Origin of the sequence: Sedimenticola thiotaurini (assembly GCF_001007875.1) — a bacterium.
GTDB lineage: Bacteria > Pseudomonadota > Gammaproteobacteria > Chromatiales > Chromatiaceae > Sedimenticola > Sedimenticola thiotaurini.
Map to the genome: position 1 here is coordinate 2940317 of NZ_CP011412.1, position 19166 is coordinate 2959482.

General features: G+C 60.9%; 16 protein-coding genes. 13 read left to right on the forward strand and 3 right to left on the reverse strand.

Annotated features, from left to right (window positions below; translation table 11 throughout):
- Positions 1 to 3: 3 nt before the first annotated feature.
- Positions 4 to 606 (reverse strand): TrmH family RNA methyltransferase, encoded by a 603-nt coding sequence (locus AAY24_RS13470; protein WP_046860131.1) that lies wholly within the window; start codon positions 604 to 606, stop codon positions 4 to 6.
- 296 nt (positions 607 to 902) lie between these two features.
- Between AAY24_RS13470 and AAY24_RS13475 the strand changes: the two genes are divergently transcribed.
- The 6 genes from AAY24_RS13475 (at position 903) to AAY24_RS13500 (ending at position 6418) form a co-directional block, all read left to right on the forward strand.
- Positions 903 to 1334 (forward strand): FKBP-type peptidyl-prolyl cis-trans isomerase, encoded by a 432-nt coding sequence (locus tag AAY24_RS13475; RefSeq protein ID WP_046860132.1) that lies wholly within the window; start codon positions 903 to 905, stop codon positions 1332 to 1334.
- A 3-nt stretch (positions 1335 to 1337) separates the two neighbouring features.
- Entirely contained in the window at positions 1338 to 2519 is a 1182-nt protein-coding gene (locus AAY24_RS13480; protein WP_046860133.1) for an alkaline phosphatase family protein, read from the forward strand.
- The gene (locus AAY24_RS13485; protein WP_046860134.1) at positions 2509 to 3123 is read left to right on the forward strand and encodes a flavin reductase family protein; all 615 of its coding nucleotides are present in this window, start codon (positions 2509 to 2511) and stop codon (positions 3121 to 3123) included. Before AAY24_RS13480 ends, AAY24_RS13485 begins: the two co-directional genes overlap by 11 nt.
- Positions 3124 to 3330: 207 nt before the next feature.
- Complete coding sequence (locus AAY24_RS13490; RefSeq protein ID WP_046860135.1) at positions 3331 to 4434, forward strand: bifunctional chorismate mutase/prephenate dehydrogenase; 1104 nt, start codon at positions 3331 to 3333, stop codon at positions 4432 to 4434.
- A gap of 31 nt (positions 4435 to 4465) precedes the next feature.
- On the forward strand, positions 4466 to 5788 hold the full coding sequence (locus AAY24_RS13495; protein WP_046860136.1) for a hypothetical protein: 1323 nt from the start codon (positions 4466 to 4468) through the stop codon (positions 5786 to 5788).
- Positions 5789 to 5791: 3 nt separating this feature from the next.
- Positions 5792 to 6418, forward strand: a complete 627-nt coding sequence (locus AAY24_RS13500; RefSeq protein WP_046860137.1) for a DsbA family protein — start codon at positions 5792 to 5794, stop codon at positions 6416 to 6418.
- A 17-nt stretch (positions 6419 to 6435) separates the two neighbouring features.
- Here AAY24_RS13500 and AAY24_RS13505 read toward each other — a convergent pair whose 3' ends face one another.
- Positions 6436 to 7107, reverse strand: coding sequence for an endonuclease I family protein (locus tag AAY24_RS13505; RefSeq protein ID WP_046860138.1), 672 nt, complete (start codon positions 7105 to 7107; stop codon positions 6436 to 6438).
- A 70-nt stretch (positions 7108 to 7177) separates the two neighbouring features.
- Positions 7178 to 7609 (reverse strand): CBS domain-containing protein, encoded by a 432-nt coding sequence (locus tag AAY24_RS13510; RefSeq protein ID WP_046860139.1) that lies wholly within the window; start codon positions 7607 to 7609, stop codon positions 7178 to 7180.
- Between the two features lie 302 nt (positions 7610 to 7911).
- On the opposite strand from AAY24_RS13510, the gene AAY24_RS13515 reads away from it, so the two are divergent.
- The 7 genes from AAY24_RS13515 to meaB all read left to right on the forward strand — a co-directional run bounded on the left by AAY24_RS13515 (position 7912) and on the right by meaB (position 19123).
- Entirely contained in the window at positions 7912 to 8784 is an 873-nt protein-coding gene (locus AAY24_RS13515; protein WP_046860140.1) for a motility protein A, read from the forward strand.
- Positions 8784 to 9524, forward strand: a complete 741-nt coding sequence (locus AAY24_RS13520) for an OmpA/MotB family protein (protein WP_046860141.1) — start codon at positions 8784 to 8786, stop codon at positions 9522 to 9524. Before AAY24_RS13515 ends, AAY24_RS13520 begins: the two co-directional genes overlap by 1 nt.
- Positions 9525 to 10017: 493 nt before the next feature.
- Positions 10018 to 11913 carry a propionyl-CoA synthetase gene (locus AAY24_RS13525; RefSeq protein ID WP_046860142.1) on the forward strand — a complete coding sequence of 632 codons (1896 nt, stop codon included), beginning with the start codon at positions 10018 to 10020 and terminating at the stop codon, positions 11911 to 11913.
- Positions 11914 to 12224: 311 nt separating this feature from the next.
- Complete coding sequence (gene scpA / locus AAY24_RS13530; RefSeq protein WP_046860143.1) at positions 12225 to 14375, forward strand: methylmalonyl-CoA mutase; 2151 nt, start codon at positions 12225 to 12227, stop codon at positions 14373 to 14375.
- An 81-nt stretch (positions 14376 to 14456) separates the two neighbouring features.
- Positions 14457 to 15989 carry an acyl-CoA carboxylase subunit beta gene (locus AAY24_RS13535; protein ID WP_046860144.1) on the forward strand — a complete coding sequence of 511 codons (1533 nt, stop codon included), beginning with the start codon at positions 14457 to 14459 and terminating at the stop codon, positions 15987 to 15989.
- 149 nt (positions 15990 to 16138) lie between these two features.
- Positions 16139 to 18121 (forward strand): acetyl-CoA carboxylase biotin carboxylase subunit, encoded by a 1983-nt coding sequence (accC, locus tag AAY24_RS13540; protein WP_046860145.1) that lies wholly within the window; start codon positions 16139 to 16141, stop codon positions 18119 to 18121.
- A gap of 6 nt (positions 18122 to 18127) precedes the next feature.
- A complete protein-coding gene (meaB, locus tag AAY24_RS13545; protein WP_046860146.1) occupies positions 18128 to 19123 on the forward strand; it encodes a methylmalonyl Co-A mutase-associated GTPase MeaB in 996 nt (331 codons plus the stop codon).
- Positions 19124 to 19166: the final 43 nt, after the last annotated feature.

Consider the following 19166-nt stretch of genomic DNA (forward strand, 5'->3'; position numbering starts at 1 on the left):
CCGTTAATCCCGTTTGCCCTTTCTGCGCAGGCTGTCCCCGACTGCGGGTGGCGTGACCGCCGCCGCAGGGTCGCCGTGCTGACGGACATACTCGTACATGACGATAGAGGCGGCAATGCTCACATTGAGGCTCTCCACCTGGCCAAACTGCGGGATGCTCAGGCGTCCGATATCCGGATAGTCGGCCGGATCAAAGCTGATGCCCCGCTCCTCGTGGCCGAGTACAAAGGCGCACTTCTCCGGTAGCTTGGCCTGAAACAGGGACTCTCCGCTGCCTGCCTCCAGAATAAACAGCTGGTAGCCCCGTGATTTCAGCTCGGCATAGCTCTGCTCGAACTGCTCATAGAAGCGGGCCGGCACTTTCTTGAATGAGCCCTTGCCCGGGGCCGGATCAAACATGCCGATATCGATCAGGTGTATCTCCCGGGCGCCAAACGCCTCGGCACTGCGGAAGATCTTCGGGACATTGAAACCAGCCTTCAGATGATCCAGTACCAGGGCAAACCGGTGCGGTCCGGGTGTCGCCAGCAGGTTTCGTTGGCGCTGTTTTTTGTAGCGCAGGATGGCCTGGTTGCGGGAGGCCTTTTTCGATTTTCTGAGTGCCATAACAGCTTCGGGTGGGCATTGGGGCGGAAATCATGCCATGATAAAACGGCTTTGTCCCCCAACATAGTCGGGAACACCGGGTTGTTGACCCTGTTTGTGCCCTGTCAGGGTGGGATTTGCATAGACCGCACTTTAGCGGCGCCTCTCCATGTCCGGCCAATTGCCTGGGCAGGGAAGGGTATATGTGAAAACCGGCCCGGCGGTGTATGACCGCGTGGTAACAATCTTTCAAGGCGGACCGGCAGGCGTTGCTAGCCTGCCCCTTTACAATGACGCAAACATTAAGGAGACAACCCATGTCTACACCTCAACCAGGCCAGACGGTCAAAGTTCACTACACCGGAACTCTCGAGGACGGTACCCAGTTTGATTCCTCTGCAGGCCGTGAGCCGTTGGAGTTTACGCTGGGCGAGGGGCAGGTTATACCCGGTTTCGAGCAGGCCCTCGCTGACATGACCGTGGGCGAAACCAAAACCGTACAGATTCCTCCTGAACAGGCCTACGGGGAACATCAGCCCGAGCTGGTGCAGGAAGTGGATCGGGCACAGATCCCGGCAGATATCGAGCTGGCCATCGGTGTGCAGCTGCAGGCCCAGGGACCGGACGGACAGGTGTTCCGCCTGGTGGTGAGCGAGCTGGCGGAAAACAGTGTGACCCTGGATGGCAACCATCCGTTGGCGGGTAAGGCGCTGACTTTTGAGCTGGAACTGGTGGAGATCGCTGCCTGAGCCATGGTTTTCCCTGATTATCATGGTGGCAGTATTGCCAATCTCATGTCCTCCATTGCCCTGGCAATGGGGGGCTGGGAGACCGGCTACCAGCCGCTTACCCAACTGGATGGTGAGCGGCTGGGCCGGGTGCGCAATCTGGTGCTGCTGGTGGTGGATGGCCTGGGCTATCATCACCTCAAGGAGTATGCGCCGCAGAGTGTGCTGTTCAGCCACTGCGTGGATTCACTGACTTCGGTCTGTCCATCCACCACCACCACGGCAATCCCCACTTTCCTGACCGGACTGCCGCCCCAGCAACACGGCCTGACCGGCTGGTTCACCTATTTTGCCGAGGTGGGTGCCGTTCTGACCGTGCTGCCCTACTCCACCCGGTTGGGACGCATGCCAGTAGACGGACAGGTGTTGAATCCCCGGCAACTGACCAACGTGCCCCCCATCTACGACCGGCTGACGGCACAGAGCCATCTGGTGATTCCGGACTGGATTGCCGGCAGCACCTTCAACCAGGCCTTCACCGGACGGGGCCGGGTGCGTCCCTATCCTCACCGGAGTGGTGTGCAGGGCCTGTTCAAGGGTATCCGTGCCGCGGTGGATACGGGTAAGGAGCGCAATTTCATTTACGCCTACTGGCCCCAGTTCGACAGCCTCTCCCATGAGCACGGGGTGGCGAGCGCGGCAGTGGCGCAACATCTGTCTGAACTGGACCAGGGCTTTGCTCAACTGCTGGAACGGCTGCGGGGTAGCGATACCCAGCTGCTGGTGACGGCGGACCACGGCTTTATCGACACCACCCCGGCAAGGACCCTGCGGGCCGCCGATCATCCCGAGCTGGCGGACGCCCTGATGATGCCCCTGTGTGGTGAACCCCGACTGCCATTCTGTTACGTACATCCGGATCGCACGGACCAGTTTGAGCGCTATGTGAAGGAGGAGTTGAGCGATGTGGCCACCCTGTTCCACAGTGAACAGCTGTTGCGTGAAGGACGATTCGGGCTGGGCAAGGCCCATCCGCGCCTGCGGGACCGGATCGGCCACTACGCCCTGGCCATGCAAGAGAATTATGTGATTACCAGTGAACTGCCCGGTGAACAACCCCTGAGTCATGTCGGTGTGCATGGCGGTCTGTCACCTGACGAGATGTATGTCCCCCTGATCAGTCTGGATTGTCGTAATGATTATTGACCTCGATACCCTGAGCGCTTCAGATACCTATTTCGCCATGACCCAGGCGATTATTCCCCGGCCCATTGCCTGGGTGTTGTCCGAGAACCCGGCGGGTGACTATAACCTGGCCCCGTTCTCCTACTTCAACGCGGTCTGTAGTGAACCGCCGCTGATCATGCTCTCCCTGGGCAGGAAACCGGACGGTACGCCCAAGGATACCCGGGCCAATATCGAGGCACGCAACGCCTTCGTGGTGCATATCGCCAGCAGTGATCAGCTCGATCCCCTGAACGCCAGTTCCGCGACCCTGCCGGCGGGTGAATCGGAGGTGGATCGGCTGGGCCTGGCGCTGACGGAGTTCCCCGGCTCCCGGTTGCCCCGGCTGGCGGACTGCCGTCTGGCCATGGCCTGCGAGCTGTACCAGGTGATGGAGCTGGGACCGGTGCCCCAGGCGCTGATTTTTGGCCGTTTGACCCATCTCTATATCGAAGACGGTGTGGCTGAACAGGATTCCTGCGGGCGGCTCAAGATCCATGCCGATCGTCTGGACCCGCTCGGTCGACTGGGTGCCCGGGAGTACATCAGCGGCGGTGAGATTCTGACCGTGCCCCGGCCGGAATGAGCTCCGGGGCACGGCATGGTTGGGCTGGCAGGGGTCCTCGGGCACAGGGGATTGGCCGGGCCCTCGGTTGCCGGCGGAGTGTCATGTGATTGTGGTCATTGAATGGGTGGCCCACTTTGCTTTACGGGCCGCTTTGCGAGAAATTTGTACTAATCAGACGCCGGTTGTGGGCACAGCATCCGGTGGTGTCGGACAGGTAAGGGCAGTATGAAAGATCTACAGGCGTTGCGGGAGCAACTCTCCCGGTTGGATGTTGAGCTGCTGGAGATGGTGGCGCGCCGCCAGGCGATCGTGGCCGAGATCGGTCGGGTCAAATCCTCCGCCGGACGGGGCACCCGGGACTATGCACGGGAAAAGGAGGTGCTGGAGCTGGCTCGCCGTACCGCCAGGCGGGTCGGACTGGATGAGGATGTCGGTGAGGAGATGTTCCGGCTGCTGATTCGCGCCTCGCTGGCGGCCCAGGAGCTGGACAAGGTCACTTCCCAGGGCGTGGGCAGCGGCAAGCGGGCGCTGGTGATTGGCGGTTCCGGTCAGATGGGACAGTGGTTTGTCCGCTTTCTCGATGCCCAGGGCTACAGCGTGGAGATCTGTGATCCCCAACCGGCCCGTTCCACCCATGTCCGCTTCCCTTCCCTGGCCGAGTCGCCCCTGACCCACGACCTGATCGTGGTGGCCGCACCGATCCATCAAACAGTGGATGTGCTGGAACAGCTGGCCGAACGCCAGCCGAGTGGCACGGTGTTTGATATCAGCTCCCTCAAGGGGCCGTTGGCGGGGGCGCTGCAAAAATTGCGGGCGGCCGGCTGCCATGTCACCTCCATCCACCCCATGTTCGGCCCCGATACGGAGCTGCTGTCCGGGCGCAATGTGGTGTTCGTCGACCTGGGAGATCCCCAGGCCACGGCAGTGGTGCAGGAGCTGTTCGCCTCCACCATGGTGGAGCAGGTGAACATGTCGCTGGATGGTCATGACCGGGCCATGGCCTACGTGCTGGGACTCTCCCACGCTGTCAATATCGCCTTTTTCAATGCCCTGTCCCAGAGCGGTGAGCAGGTGGAGGCGCTGGCGACACTCTCCAGCAGTACTTTTGATGCACAGATGGATGTGGCCAGCCGGGTGGCGGAGGAGAACCCCTATCTCTACTTTGAGATCCAGTCTCTCAATGCCCACAGCCCCCGTGCCCTGGTGACTCTGCTGAATGCCGTCACCCAGGTGGCGGGCCGGGTACTGGATGGGGATGAACAGGGCTTTGTCGATCTGATGGCTCAGGGCAAGGCGTTTCTGGCGCGACGTCCGGAAGATCGCCCCTGAACCAGGGTAGCATGCTGAAGAGGGATGACCAGTGAAATTGAAACGGCTTTTGTTGATCTCCGGTGTAGTGGGCCTGGTGGCATATGGCGCCCTGAAAGGGGCGGTCTACTACCAGGTCAAGAATCAGATGGATCGTCTGGGTGCCATAGTGGCACCCTTTGCCTCCCTTGAGTATGACGGCATCGGCTCCAGCCTGGCCGCTGGCAGCGTGGCGGTCAACGGCATTACCCTGACCCCCCGGGAAGCACTGGTCGGTATCCAGGTCGAGCAGGTGGAGTTAAAGGGTGATGGGCCGGGGTTTCTGCTCAGTCTGCTGACTGGCTTCAAACCGGATCAGCCACCGGAGAGAGCGCAGCTCCAGATCCGTCGCATGAGCACACCGCTGTTGGGTGGTTACCTGGACTACTGGCATCCGGCTGGCAGCAGTTCCCCGCCCGATCTCTGCACCCTGGGTGGTCTGATCTGGCAGACCGAGATTGAACGTCTGGGATTCCGTCAGCGGATGGCCGATGTTCGGCTGCGCTACGACCTTGACCGGCGCTCCGGGGAGCTGACCCTGCAGATGGGCTATTATCAGGATGGTCTGGCCGCTTTGAGCGTGGAGACCACCCTGGCCGGCCTGGTGGGTATGAATGGAGCGAAAATGCCGCAGATGGAACGTTTTTCGTTGCTGTATCGAATTGATCCCGACTATATGCGGGGCGCGGTCAACTATTGTGCCAAAGAGTCCGGCCTGGCACCCGCCGCGTTTATCGAGCAGTTGTTTGCGGTCCGTCCCCCCGAGCTCGGCAAGCAGTTGGGTTTTGTGCCGGGAGAGGGACTGCGCAAAGCGCTGCGGCAGCTGGTCAGCCGGCCCGGTGAACTACTGCTTACCGCTGTCCCCGACAAGAGCTTCAGTCCGGCCCGTTTGCAACAGTATCAGCCACAGGAGCTGGTCAGGCAGCTGGGGATAGGTCTGAGCGTGAATGATCAGCCGGTCACCGATCTCAGTTTCAGCCTGCCGAAGAGAGACAAACCGTTCACCGAACTGCTGGACCAGGTGACATCGGGCGCCACCGGAGAGGCACCACAGGCGGCCAGCTCGGTATCACCGCCACCCGCCCGCCCGCGGGCCCGTTTTATGGAAACCCCGGTGGAGCAGTTGGGTCGCTATGTCGGAAGCCATGCACGACTGTATGCCAGCGATCGGGATGAGCCCCAGCGGGGTATTCTGATGGGGCTGAACAACAACCGGATGGAGCTGGAGCAGCGGCTCTACGGCGGTAAGATGACTCTCTATGTCCCCTTGGGAAAGATCAGTCGTGCGGAAGTGTTGCGATGGGAGAAGAGCGTCGTTGATGAGACTGCCCGGTGACCTATGACCCCTAGACTTTACTATGTCCATGATCCCATGTGCTCCTGGTGCTGGGCTTTTCGACCGGTGGCGACGCAGATTTTTCAGGCCTTGCCGCTAGGGGTGACGCTGGTGCGGTTGCTGGGCGGGCTGGCACCGGACAGTGATCAACCCATGCCGCGCCAGATGCAGACCTATCTGCAGAACACCTGGCACACTATTGAACAGCGGGTGCCGGGCACCCGCTTCAACTTTGATTTCTGGAGCCGTTGCCAGCCACGCCGCTCCACCTACCCGGCCTGTCGCGCGGTGATTGCGGCGCGCCAACAGGATGGGGCAGCTGAGGCGGCGATGATTCTGGCCATCCAGCAGGCCTACTACCTGCACGCCATGAACCCCTCGGACGACGCCACCCTGATCGGACTGGCCGGCGAAATTGGCCTGGATGGGGAGCGATTTACCCGGGATCTGAATGCACCGGCCACCCAGCAGCAGCTGGAGCAGGAGATGGCGCTGGGTCGGTCAATCGGCGCGGATGGGTTTCCCTCCCTGATCCTGGAGCAGCGGGGCCGGCATCAACGCCTGACCTACGACTACTGCGATCCCGCCCCGGTACTGGCGCAACTGGAGGATCTGCTGGGCCGGGAGTAGGCCATCCTGCGGGGCGCTTAAAACTTCAATGTATCGACGGCGCCGGGGTTATCGATAAACCGGTTGCGGGTTCCCTGATGCTTGGCGATCAGCTCGTTGCGTCGGCGCTCTTCGGCATCCGGCGGATCTTCCCGGTGCCATTTTTTCATCAGGGTCGCCTGCCGCCGGTAGAGTTTCAGGCCGTAAGTGTCATGCATATAAAACAGGGCACGGGCGATGTTGCCGCGACTGGCCGGGCGCGGTTCAACCACTCGCTGACGGGAGTGAAACTCGAAGTCGCAACGCCCGAATTCACGCTTCTCGCCGGCTATTTCGCCAAAAGGAAAACTGCTGCGCACCCGGTTGATATCGGACCGGGACGGATAGAGATTGTGCATGTCAGACTCGATGCGATTGAAGCGCTGGCTGGTCTGGCGACACTGCTTACGGCTGCGGCAGCCCTCTTCGCGCATCACCCAGGCCATGGGAAAAACGTGCTCGATGTTAATGCCGCGACCGTGGTAGGCGCCGAACTTGTCATCGCAGTAGAGGGTTCGTCCACCCTCCGGGTAGATGCGCTGCCAGAACACCGGCAGGGCATCGAAATAGCTTTTGAAAAACTGCTGTCCAGCCGCCTGGATGGGCGCTGACAGGGGCAAAAAAAGCAGCGACAGCAGCAGTGCCCCGATTCGGAAAGTGTTGATTTGCATAGCCTTAGTAGTTGCTGTTGGTGGGCTGCGGGCGAGGATTCGCCCACAGCGAGAAATTACCGGGTACAGATCAGCAGTAGTTGATGTATTCCCGCAGGTAAGTGGCCTCGACAGTGATATCGGTCAGTTGAGCCTTCACCAGATCCCCAATGGAGATCATGCCGATCGGAACCTCATCTTCCAGTACCGGCAGGTGTCTGAAGTGGTGTTGGGTCATCAGGGTCATCGCCTCATCCACGCTGGTAGAGGGGGTGGCGACTACCAGTTTGCGGGTCATGGCGTCATTCACCACGGCCCCCTGCAACTGGCCCTTGTTGGCGGAGCAGTAACGCAGAATATCCCGCTCAGTGGCAATGCCGAGCAGCTTGTCATCCTCGCTTTTAACCAGCAGGGCGCCCACCTTGCGGTCGCACATGGTATGGATCGCCTCCAGCAAGTCCGTGCTGGCAGGGACGGTGATGACGCCATCAGGCTTGTTCCGTAATACATCATTCAATGTCATTACTGCATCCTCCATTATGGCCAATAATCACGACCACCCCGTGGTTGACCGCTGGCGGACTGAACGGGGCGATTGGTTTAAGTAAAACAGATATTTCCAGGTTGCGCGATCCCCGGCATGCATGGCATCCGTTTTAAATAGGCACTATAGTTGGTCGGGGCACTGGGCCGAGGGAGTGGAAAACAGGGTCAGGTTGACGCAGGCGCATGGCGATGCGCTGTTCATATGGGCGGTTGCGGATCGTTTCAGGTCAACCCGGGTGCCTCCATAATCGAACTGGATTTTCGCCAAGGGGATGTCACATGGCGTTGTTACCGCCGCGTAAGGATCTCAACAGCTCCACCCTGGTGGGTATTGCCACCGGCATGCTGTTGATCGTGTTTTCCGTGCTGCTGTCGGCAGATGAACCCGGGGTGTTTCTTAATCTGCCGGGGCTGCTGATCGTGATCGGCGGAACCATTGCCGCCACCTTTATCAGCTACCCCATGAAAGAGTTGCGCCAGGTCTACCGCAGCTTTCGGCTCATCTGGCGACACCATGAGTTGCCGGTGGATCGGGAGATTGAAGAGATTGTACGGGTATCCATTCTGCTCGGTCATGGCCGGCTCTCTGCCATAGAGGATGCGCTGACTCGCATCAACAACCCGTTTCTGCGCACCGGCATCCAGCTGGTGATCGACCGTACCCCGCCCAGTGATATCGATGCCCTGCTGAAGTGGCGTATTTTCAAACTGCGGCGCCAGGAGTGGGGCGAGGCCCAGGTGTTCCGCTCCATGGCGGCCTTCGCTCCCGCCTTTGGCATGGCCGGTACCCTGCTCGGCCTGGTCAATATGTTGCAGTCGATGGATAGCGCCGATTTCCGGGTGGTGGGCCTGAATCTGGGTATCGCCCTGACCACCACCCTGTATGGCATCATTCTGGCCAATCTGTTGTTGAAGCCGGTGGCGATCAAGCTGGAGCGGCGCACTGAGCAGCGGGTCATGCTCATGTACATGGTGCTGGAGGGGATCAGTATGCTGGGGCAGAAGCGCAATCCGAGCTTCATCCGGGAGACCCTCAACTCCTTTGTGGCTCAGTACGAAGACGAGATCCACTCCCCCTCCCTGGAGGAGATTGAACAGCGGGTCGAGGCGGAGAACGATGGCGTGGCGGCCGGGGACGGGAGAGCGCGCTGATGGATCGCCGGCGTCCCCATCTGCCGCCACCACCCCGATGGGAGGATGAGCCACTGCCGGATGAATCAGACGGTGGCTGGTTGATCATCTACCTGGATGTGATGACCCTGATGCTGTGCCTGTTCGTGGTGCTGCTCGCCTACTCCAGTTATTCGGCTGATGAGTATGAAGCGCTGGCCCGGGCGCTCTCCAGTACACCCAACACAAACCAGGCAGTGACGCAGACCGCCGCCCCGGAGGCGCCACAACCCGAGGCCGATGTCCCCGGGGATCCGGCTGTCGATACGGCAACACAACAGCTGCAGGAGCAGTACCGCGATGCCCTGCTCGACCAGGGGCTGCAGGAGGCGGTGGATGTCCAGGTTTCGGCCACCCAGGTCAACCTGCAGATCAACGAACGGATCCTGTTTGAGCTGGGCCAGGCGGAACTGACAGAAGCGGGGCGGGCGGTGCTGGAAAAGCTGATCCCCCTGTTGATGGTGGCCAGTGACCACAGCCTGTCCATCGAGGGGCACACCGATCCCACGCCGATCGCCAATGCCCAGTTCCCGTCCAACTGGGAGCTCTCTTCGCAGCGGGCCACCGGGGTGTTACGTTTTCTGTTGACCCAGGGCATTCCCGCCGAGCGTATGCGAGCCGTGGGTTATGCCGATACCCGGCCATTGGCGGACAACAGTACGCCTGAGGGACGGGCGCGCAACCGGCGTGTCAGTCTGATACTGCAGCGTCCGGAGGAGTGAGTCGGCTATGCCTCCAGGGCCGGCTGATCTGTCTGGTTGGAACGCCCGGGTGAGATGGCCGGTGCCATTCGGTCAAAGGCACTCATCCTTGCCTGGGCGAGGTCGGTGATCTGGAGGCTCTGCGGGTGCCGTGAGTTTGTGCGGCGCAGCGTCAGATAGAAGGATTCAGGTGATGGCTATCTTTGCTATATTTCGGCAGTACGCTTGATGCAGCGTCGGGTTTCGGGTTTCTGCCGGGGAGGTTTTACAAGGGGAACCGGTGCCGATTTCCGATTCTCATAATTCACATTGAAAAAGGCTGGCTGCAAATATATTCGCAGTTGTTAGGGATTGCCTTAAAAGATCCGGTTTTTTTTAAAAAATCCTTTGAAATAAGCACTTGGCTGTTTATTTTTCCTTTACGCAAACGTAATCTATGCGAAACAATTAACACATCGGCATGGTCTGGGGCGATCTCAGACTGAGTATTTACCACCAACTGTGGAAGAGACTTATGAGCTACGAAGAGATCTATGCACGTTCAATGGAAGATCCGGAGGGTTTCTGGGGGGAGCAAGCCGCTGCTATCGACTGGTACAAGCCGTGGAGCAAGGTTCTGGATGATAGCCGTAAACCGTTTTATCGTTGGTTCGCCGGCGGCGAACTGAACACCTGCTACAACGCGCTCGATCGTCATGTGGAGAACGGGCGGGCCGACCAGGCTGCGCTGATCTATGACAGTCCGGTAACCCAGAGTCAGAAGACCTACACTTTTGCTGAACTGCGCGATGCCGTGGCGCAGTTTGCCGGTGTGTTGCGTGACCAGGGTGTGACCAAGGGTGATCGGGTCATCGTCTACATGCCCATGATTCCCGAGGCGGCTATTGCCATGCTGGCCTGCGCCCGGCTGGGCGCGATCCACTCGGTGGTGTTCGGCGGATTCGCCTCCAAGGAGCTGGCAACCCGGATCGATGATGCCAAGCCGAAGGTGATCGTCTCCGCCTCCTGCGGTATCGAGGGCAGCCGGGTGATTGAATACAAGCCGCTGCTGGATGAGGCGATCGATATCTCCACCCACAAGCCGGATCACACTGTGATTTATCAGCGCCCCCAGGTCAGCGCCACCATGCAGGAAGGCCGCGACCTGGATTGGGCAAGCGCCGCCGCTGCAGCAAAGCCGGCCGACTGTGTGCCGGTGGAGGCGACTGATCCGCTCTACATTCTGTACACCTCCGGTACCACCGGTGTGCCCAAGGGCGTGGTGCGTGATAACGGCGGCCATGCCGTGGCCATGCAGTGGAGCATGAAGAACATCTATAACGTCGATCCGGGTGATGTGTTCTGGGCCGCTTCCGACGTGGGCTGGGTGGTCGGTCACTCCTATATCGTCTATGCGCCGCTGCTACAGGGTGCCACCACTATTCTCTACGAGGGCAAGCCGATCGGTACTCCGGATCCGGGCGCCTTCTGGCGGGTGATTTCAGAGCACAAGGTGAAGACCCTGTTCACCGCGCCCACCGCGTTCCGCGCCATTCGTCGCGAGGACCCGGAGGCGGAATACCTGAAAAAGTACGACATGTCCTGCTTCGAGGCGCTGTTCCTGGCTGGCGAGCGCTGTGACCCGGACACCCTGGAGTGGGCCCAGAAACAGCTCGGCGTACCGGTGATCGACCACTGGTGGCAGACCGAGACCGGCTGGGGTATTGCGGCCAACTGCCTGGGTATTGAAGAGCTGCCGGTGAAACCGGGTTCCCCGACCGTCTGTGTGCCCGGTTATGACGTGCGTATCCTGGATGAGAATGGTAACGAAGAGGCGGCCGGGGAGATCGGACGCATCATGATCAAGCTGCCCATGCCGCCGGGCTGTCTGCCGACCCTGTGGCAGAATGATCAACGTTTCCTCGACTCCTACCTGAGTGCAACCGAAGGCTACTATCTCACCGGCGATGCCGGCTACAAGGACGAGGATGGTTATCTGTGGATCATGAGCCGCATCGACGACATCATCAATGTCGCCGGTCATCGGCTCTCCACCGGTGGCATGGAGGAGGTGCTGGCCTCCCATCCAGCCGTCGCCGAGTGTGGCGTGATCGGTGCCGCCGACCAGTTGAAGGGCGAACTGCCGGTCGGACTGGTGGTGCTCAAGGCGGGAGTGGAGCAGCCGGAAGAGGAGATCGTTGGTGAACTGATCGCACTGGTTCGTCAGAAAATCGGCCCGGTGGCGGCGTTCAAGAAAGTGGTGGTGGTGGATCGCCTGCCCAAGACCCGTTCCGGCAAGATCCTGCGTGGCACCATGAAAAAGATCGCCGATGGTGAAAGTTACAAGATGCCGGCCACGATCGATGATCCCGCCATCCTGGACGAGATCACCGAAGCGCTGATCCGCATTGGCTACGCCAAGCATCAATAGGAGACTGTCGCGGGCCTGACCGGTTGCGGCGGGTCGAAGTCGCTTTGTCTGATCTGTCTCGACCGGTCAATCGTCAGGGTCGCCCCCGGTTGCCCTGGCGGTTGGGCGGGACAGCTGCCCGGTCTTTTGGCTGAACAGCACCACTATTCAACCAAGAGGCCGGGATAGGCAAAGTCCACTTTGTCACCCGTATCGCGGCGTTAGTCCCGGCGGACTCCTGATCGAATTGTGTGACCTCAAACCGGCCGCTACCGCTGCCGGAAGTTAATTGGGCAGGGCTGCGCCGCAACCCTGTTCGGGAGTTATTTGCCATGGCCAACAAGCCAAAACCAACCCTGGAAGAGTGGAAAAAACAAGCCGAGAAGGAGCTGCGTGGACGTCCCCTGGAGGCGTTGAACTGGCAGACGCCGGAAGGAATCGGGATCAAGCCGCTGTACACGGCGGCTGACCTGGCGGGCCTGGAGCATGTTGATAGTCTGCCGGGTTTTGCCCCCTATATGCGGGGCCCGCGCGCCACCATGTACGCGGGGCGTCCCTGGACGGTACGCCAGTATGCCGGTTTCTCCACCGCCGAAGAGTCCAACGCCTTTTACAAGCGCAACCTGGCGGCGGGACAGCAGGGCTTGTCGGTGGCCTTTGACCTGGCCACCCACCGGGGTTACGACTCGGATCATCCCCGGGTGGTGGGCGACGTGGGCAAGGCCGGCGTGGCGATCGACTCAGTGGAGGACATGAAGATCCTGTTCGACAGCATCCCGCTGGACAAGGTCTCCGTCTCCATGACCATGAACGGTGCCGTACTGCCGGTGATGGCCAGCTACATCGTGGCGGCCGAGGAGCAGGGGGTGCCGCCGGAAAAGCTGGCCGGTACCCTGCAGAACGATATCCTCAAGGAGTTCATGGTCCGCAACACCTATATCTATCCGCCCGAACCCTCCATGCGTATCGTGGCGGATATTATCGGTTACACCGCGGAGCATATGCCCAAGTTCAACTCCATCTCCATCTCCGGCTACCATATGCAGGAGGCCGGTTCGACCCTGGTGCAGGAGTTGGCCTTCACGATCGCCGACGGCCTGGAATATGTGCGCGCCGCCCTGGCCAAGGGGCTGGATGTGGACCAGTTTGCCCCGCGCCTGTCCTTCTTCTTCGCCATCGGCATGAACTTCTTCATGGAGGCGGCCAAGCTGCGTGCCGCACGACTGCTCTGGTCCGAGTTGATGGAGAAGCACTTCCAGCCCAAGGATGAGCGCTCCAAGATGCTGCGCACCCACTGTCAGACATCCGGGGTGAGCCTGACCGCCAAGGATCCTTACAACAACATCATGCGCACCACCATCGAGGCCATGGCCGCCGTGCTGGGTGGTACCCAGTCGCTGCACACCAACGCCTTCGATGAGGCGCTGGCACTGCCCACCGACAACTCGGCCCGTATTGCCCGCAATACCCAGCTGGTGATTCAGGAAGAGACCGGTATCACCAAGGTGGTGGATCCGCTGGCCGGCTCCTACTACGTGGAGAGCCTGACCAACGCCATGGTAGAGGAGGCGCGCAAGCTGATTGACGAGGTGGAGGCGTTGGGTGGCATGACCAAGGCGGTTGAATCCGGTATGCCGAAACTGCGTATCGAAGAGGCGGCCGCACTGCGCCAGGCCCGCATCGACCGGGGTGAAGAGGTGATCGTCGGGGTCAACAAGTACCAGCTGGAGGAAGAGCCGGAGATCGACGTGCTGGACATCGACAACACTGCGGTGCGGGAGGCCCAGGTGGCCCGCCTGCAGCGCATCCGTGCCGAGCGTGATGCAACCGCCCACAAGGCGGCGCTGGATGCCCTGGTGGCGGCGGCGAAGGATGGCTCCGGTAACCTGCTGGAGCTGGCGGTGGATGCTGCCCGGGCCCGGGCCACGGTGGGCGAGATCTCCGATGCCCTGGAGTCGGTGTATAACCGGCACAAGGCAATCACCCGTTCCGTGTCCGGCGTGTACGGCTCCGCCTATGATGGTGACGACGCTTTTGACAAGATCAAGCAGGAGATCGCTCGCTTTGCCGAGGAGCAGGGTCGCCGTCCCCGTATGCTGGTGGTGAAGATGGGCCAGGATGGGCACGACCGGGGCGCCAAGGTGATCGCCACCGCCTATGCCGATCTGGGATTCGATGTGGATATCGGTCCCATGTTCCAGACCCCGGAAGAGGCGGCGCGCCAGGCGGCGGAAAACGATGTGCACGTGGTGGGTGTATCATCCCTGGCGGCGGGTCACAAGACCTTGGTGCCGGCCCTGTTGCAGGCGCTGAAGGATGAGGGCGCGGAGGATATTCTGGTAGTCTGCGGTGGAGTGATTCCGCCGCAGGATTACCCGGCCCTGCTGGAGATGGGCGTGGCGGCCGTGTACGGGCCGGGCACCAATATTCCGGCCTCGGCGGCGGAAATGCTGGCGTTTATTCGCCGTCGTCAGGGCATCTAGGGGTACAGGATTAAACATCTCCCCCGTCCCGGGGGGAGACGTCAGGTGGCGATACCACCGTTCAAGCTTGAGGAGAGATTCATGCAAGAGATGATTAGCCGGCTCGATGAGAAGCGCGCGGCCGCAGTGAATGGCGGTGGTGAGAGACGCATCAACAGCCAGCATGCCAAGGGAAAACTGACGGCGCGTGAGCGCATTGAACTGTTCCTTGATCCCGGTTCATTCGAAGAGTGGGATATGTTCGTGGAGCACGGCTGTACCGAATTCGGCATGGAGAAGCAGAAGATCCCCGGCGACGGGGTGGTGACCGGTTATGGCACTGTCAGTGGTCGACTGGTATTTGTCTTCAGCCAGGACTTCACCGTGTTCGGCGGCTCCCTGTCCGGCGCCCATGCCCAGAAGATCTGCAAGATCATGGATCACGCCATGAAGGTCGGCGCACCGGTGATCGGTCTGAATGACTCCGGTGGCGCCCGTATCCAGGAGGGGGTGGAGTCCCTGGCCGGCTATGCCGATGTGTTCCAGCGCAATGTGCTCGCCTCCGGCGTGATTCCCCAGATCTCCATGATCATGGGTCCCTGCGCGGGTGGGGCGGTCTACTCTCCGGCCATGACCGACTTCATCTTCATGGTCAAGGACACCTCTTACATGTTTGTCACCGGCCCCGACGTGGTCAAGACCGTGACCCACGAGAGTGTCACGGCGGAGGAGTTGGGTGGTGCCCTGACCCACACCAGCAAGTCCGGCGTGGCCGATCTGGCATTCGATAACGACGTGGAAGCGCTGCTGATGCTGCGCCGCTTTGTCAACTTCCTGCCATCCAATAACAAGGAGTTGCCGCCGGTCTGGCCGACCGATGACCCGGCCGATCGCAAGATCCCCTCCCTGGATACCCTGATCCCAGCCGATCCCCACAAGCCCTACGACATGATGGAGCTGATCACCAAGATCGTTGATGACAACGACTTCTTCGAGATCCAGCCGGATTACGCCGGCAACATCATCACCGGCTTCGGCCACATGATGGGCTCCACGGTCGGCTTTGTGGCCAACCAGCCGATGGTGCTGGCGGGCTGTCTGGATATCGACTCCTCGAAGAAAGCGGCGCGCTTCGTGCGTTTCTGTGACGCCTTCAATATTCCGGTGGTGACCCTGGTGGATGTGCCAGGCTTTCTGCCGGGCACCAGCCAGGAGTATGGCGGTATCATCAAGCACGGCGCCAAGCTGTTGTACGCCTACGCAGAGGCCACGGTGCCGAAAATCACCGTGATCACCCGCAAGGCCTATGGCGGTGCCTACGACGTGATGGCCTCCAAGCACCTGCGCGGTGATGTGAACCTGGCCTGGCCCACCGCTGAGATCGCTGTTATGGGACCGAAGGGCGCGGTGGAGATCATCTTCCGTCAGGATCTGGGTGACCAGGAGAAGATTGACGCCCGTACCGAAGAGTATAGGGAGAAGTTCGCCAATCCGTTTGTCGCCGGCAGCCGTGGCTTTATTGATGATGTGATCATGCCCCACAGCACCCGGAAGCGTATCTGCCGCTCCCTGGCCATGTTGAAAGACAAGGAGCTGGAGAATCCCTGGCGCAAGCACGGCAATATCCCGTTGTAAGGGATCCGATTCTGCGGGGTCCGCAACGGGCGCTGCTGCAGCAGTCCGGGCAGACGCCGCATGGGCACAGACGGCGTGTCCACCCTACACAATATGGCGAGTCGGGATTGAACGGGTTCAGTTTCGGCTAACGAACAGAGACATAAAACATGTTTAATAAAATACTTATAGCTAATCGTGGGGAGATCGCCTGCCGGGTGATCAAGAGCGCCCGCAAAATGGGCATCAAGACCGTAGCGGTCTATTCCGATGCCGATCGCGACGCCTTGCATGTGAGAATGGCGGATGAAGCGGTGCATATCGGCCCGTCCGCCTCTGCAGAGAGTTACCTGGTGATGGAGCGCATTATCCAGGCGTGTCGTGACACGGGCGCCCAGGCGGTGCATCCAGGCTACGGTTTCCTGTCGGAAAACTCTGATTTCTGTGAGGCTCTGGAGAGAGAGGGTATCGCCTTTATCGGTCCCGCGACCCTGGCCATTAACAGCATGGGTGACAAGATCACCTCCAAGAACCTGGCGGAAAAGGCCGGAGTCAACGTGATACCCGGTTATACCGACGTGGTGCGGGACGCCGAGCATGCGGTGGAGATCTCCAACGAAATTGGTTATCCGGTCATGCTCAAGGCATCCGCCGGTGGCGGCGGCAAGGGTATGCGGGTGGCCTGGAACGAGGCGGAGTGTCGCGACGGGTTTGAGCGTGCCACCAACGAGGCCCGTTCCAGCTTCGGTGACGAGCGGGTGTTCATCGAGAAGTTCATTCAGGAGCCGCGCCATATCGAGATTCAGGTGATGGCGGACACCCACGGCAACGTCATCTACCTAGGGGAACGGGAGTGCTCTATCCAGCGGCGCCACCAGAAGGTGATCGAAGAGGCGCCCTCCCCCTTTATCGACGAAGAGACCCGGCAGAAGATGGGCGAGCAGGCGGTCCAGCTGGCCAAGGCGGTGCAGTACCGCTCCGCCGGCACGGTGGAGTTCATTGTGGATGCCGACCGCAACTTCTATTTCCTGGAGATGAACACCCGTCTGCAGGTGGAGCACCCGGTCACTGAACTGGTTACAGGACAGGACCTGGTGGAACTGATGATCCGGGTCGCCGACGGTGAGGAGCTGCCGCTCAAGCAGGAAGATGTGAAGCTGACCGGTTGGGCCATGGAGTCGCGGGTCTACGCGGAAGATCCGTTCCGCAACTTCCTCCCCTCCATCGGCCGACTGGTCAAGTATGAACCGCCAGTGGGTGATAATGTGCGGGTGGATACCGGCGTCTTTGAAGGGGGCGAGGTCTCCATGTTCTATGACCCGATGATTGCCAAGCTGATCACTTATGGCGCCGACCGCAACGAGGCGATCACCCGCATGCAGGACGCCCTGGACGCCTACTGTATCCGGGGTGTACAGCACAACATCAGCTTCCTGAACGCCCTGATGGTGCATCCGCGTTTCATCGAGGGCCGGCTCACCACCAACTTTATTGCGGAAGAGTTTCCGGACGGTTTTGACGCCTCCTATGTGCCACACGATGATCCGGCCAAGGTGGTGGTGATTGCCGCCATCGTGCATCGCCAGTACATGGACCGGGCTGCCCGTATCAGTGGCCAGCTGCGTGGCCATGAGCGCCGGGTACACGATGATTGGGTGGTGGTCATTAACGGCGAGCAGCACCCGGTGACGGTGGTGTCGGCCGATGGGGGCTTCCAGGTGGAGTACGAGGGGGAGAGTTACACCGTTACCACCGAGTGGCAGCTGGGCCAACTGCTGCTGCATGCAACCATCAACCGCCAGTCGGTCTGTTTCCAGGTTGAGCGTAAAGGGGCCTGGCTGCGGCTGTTCCATCGGGGTAATCAGACCGATGCCCTGGTGCTGGCCCCCCGTGCCGCTAAGCTGCATGCCCTGATGCCGGAAAAAGAGGCGCCGGACCTCTCCAAGTTCCTGCTTTCACCCATGCCTGGTCTGCTGGTCAAGGTGTCGGTCTCCGAGGGCCAGGAGGTCAAGGCAGGCGAAGAGCTGGCGGTGATCGAGGCGATGAAGATGGAGAACGTGTTGCGCGCCGAACAGGATGCCAAGGTATCCGCCATCAAGGCGGCAGTGGGTGACAGCCTGCAGGTCGACCAGGTCATTATCGAGTTCGAGTGATCCTGGATGGCGTTTGATGCAGAGAGTCTGGCCCGTGACATCCTGGCGGGCCAGCGGCGAGCCCTCTCCCGGGCCATCACCCTGGTGGAGTCGACCCGGCCCGATCACCGGATCCTGGCCAATGCCCTGCTGGAGCGGTTGACGCCCCACGCCGGCAACTCCATCCGCATCGGTATCAGTGGCGTGCCGGGGGCGGGTAAGTCGACCTTTATCGAGGCGGCGGGGCTGCATATCCTGAAACAGGGCCACCGACTGGCGGTGCTGGCGGTGGATCCCTCTTCGGCTATCAGTGGTGGCTCGATCCTGGGGGACAAGACCCGCATGGAGGAGCTCAGCCGGCACCGGGAGGCGTTTATCCGCCCCTCGCCGGCGGGCAAGACCCTGGGCGGTGTGACCCGGCGTACCCGGGAGACCATGCTGCTGTGCGAGGCGGCCGGATTCGATGTGGTGATTGTGGAGACCGTCGGCGTCGGCCAGTCGGAGACGGCGGTGGCCGACATGACCGACATGTTCCTGCTGTTATTGCTGCCCGGTGGCGGGGATGATCTGCAGGGCATCAAGCGCGGCATCATGGAGCTGGCCGACCTGGTGCTGGTGAACAAGGCGGATGGGGAGATGGCGGCCACCGCCAACCACTCCGCCAGCGACTATATTCATGCTTTGAAACTGCTGCACCCCCGCACCCGCAACTGGCAGGTGCCGGTAAAGACCTGCTCGGCCCTGGAGAAGCGTGGCATCGCCGAGGCGTGGGAGATCGTCTGCCGCTATCGTCAGGTACTGACCGAGAGTGGTGAACTGGCCCAGCGTCGGGCCCAGCAGGCCAAGTCCTGGATGTGGAATGAGACCGCCGAGAGCCTGCTGGCCGCGTTGCGCCAGGACCAACGGGTGGCGCAGCTGATCCCCCGTCTGGAGCAGGCGGTGGTGGCGGGGAGTCTGCCCCCCACCCTGGCGGCGGCGCAACTGCTGGAAGCCTTTTTGCACGACGACCGTCTGTCGGACTGACCGGTCCCGCGGGTTTGAATCTACCGGGTATCCGCTCCCCCAT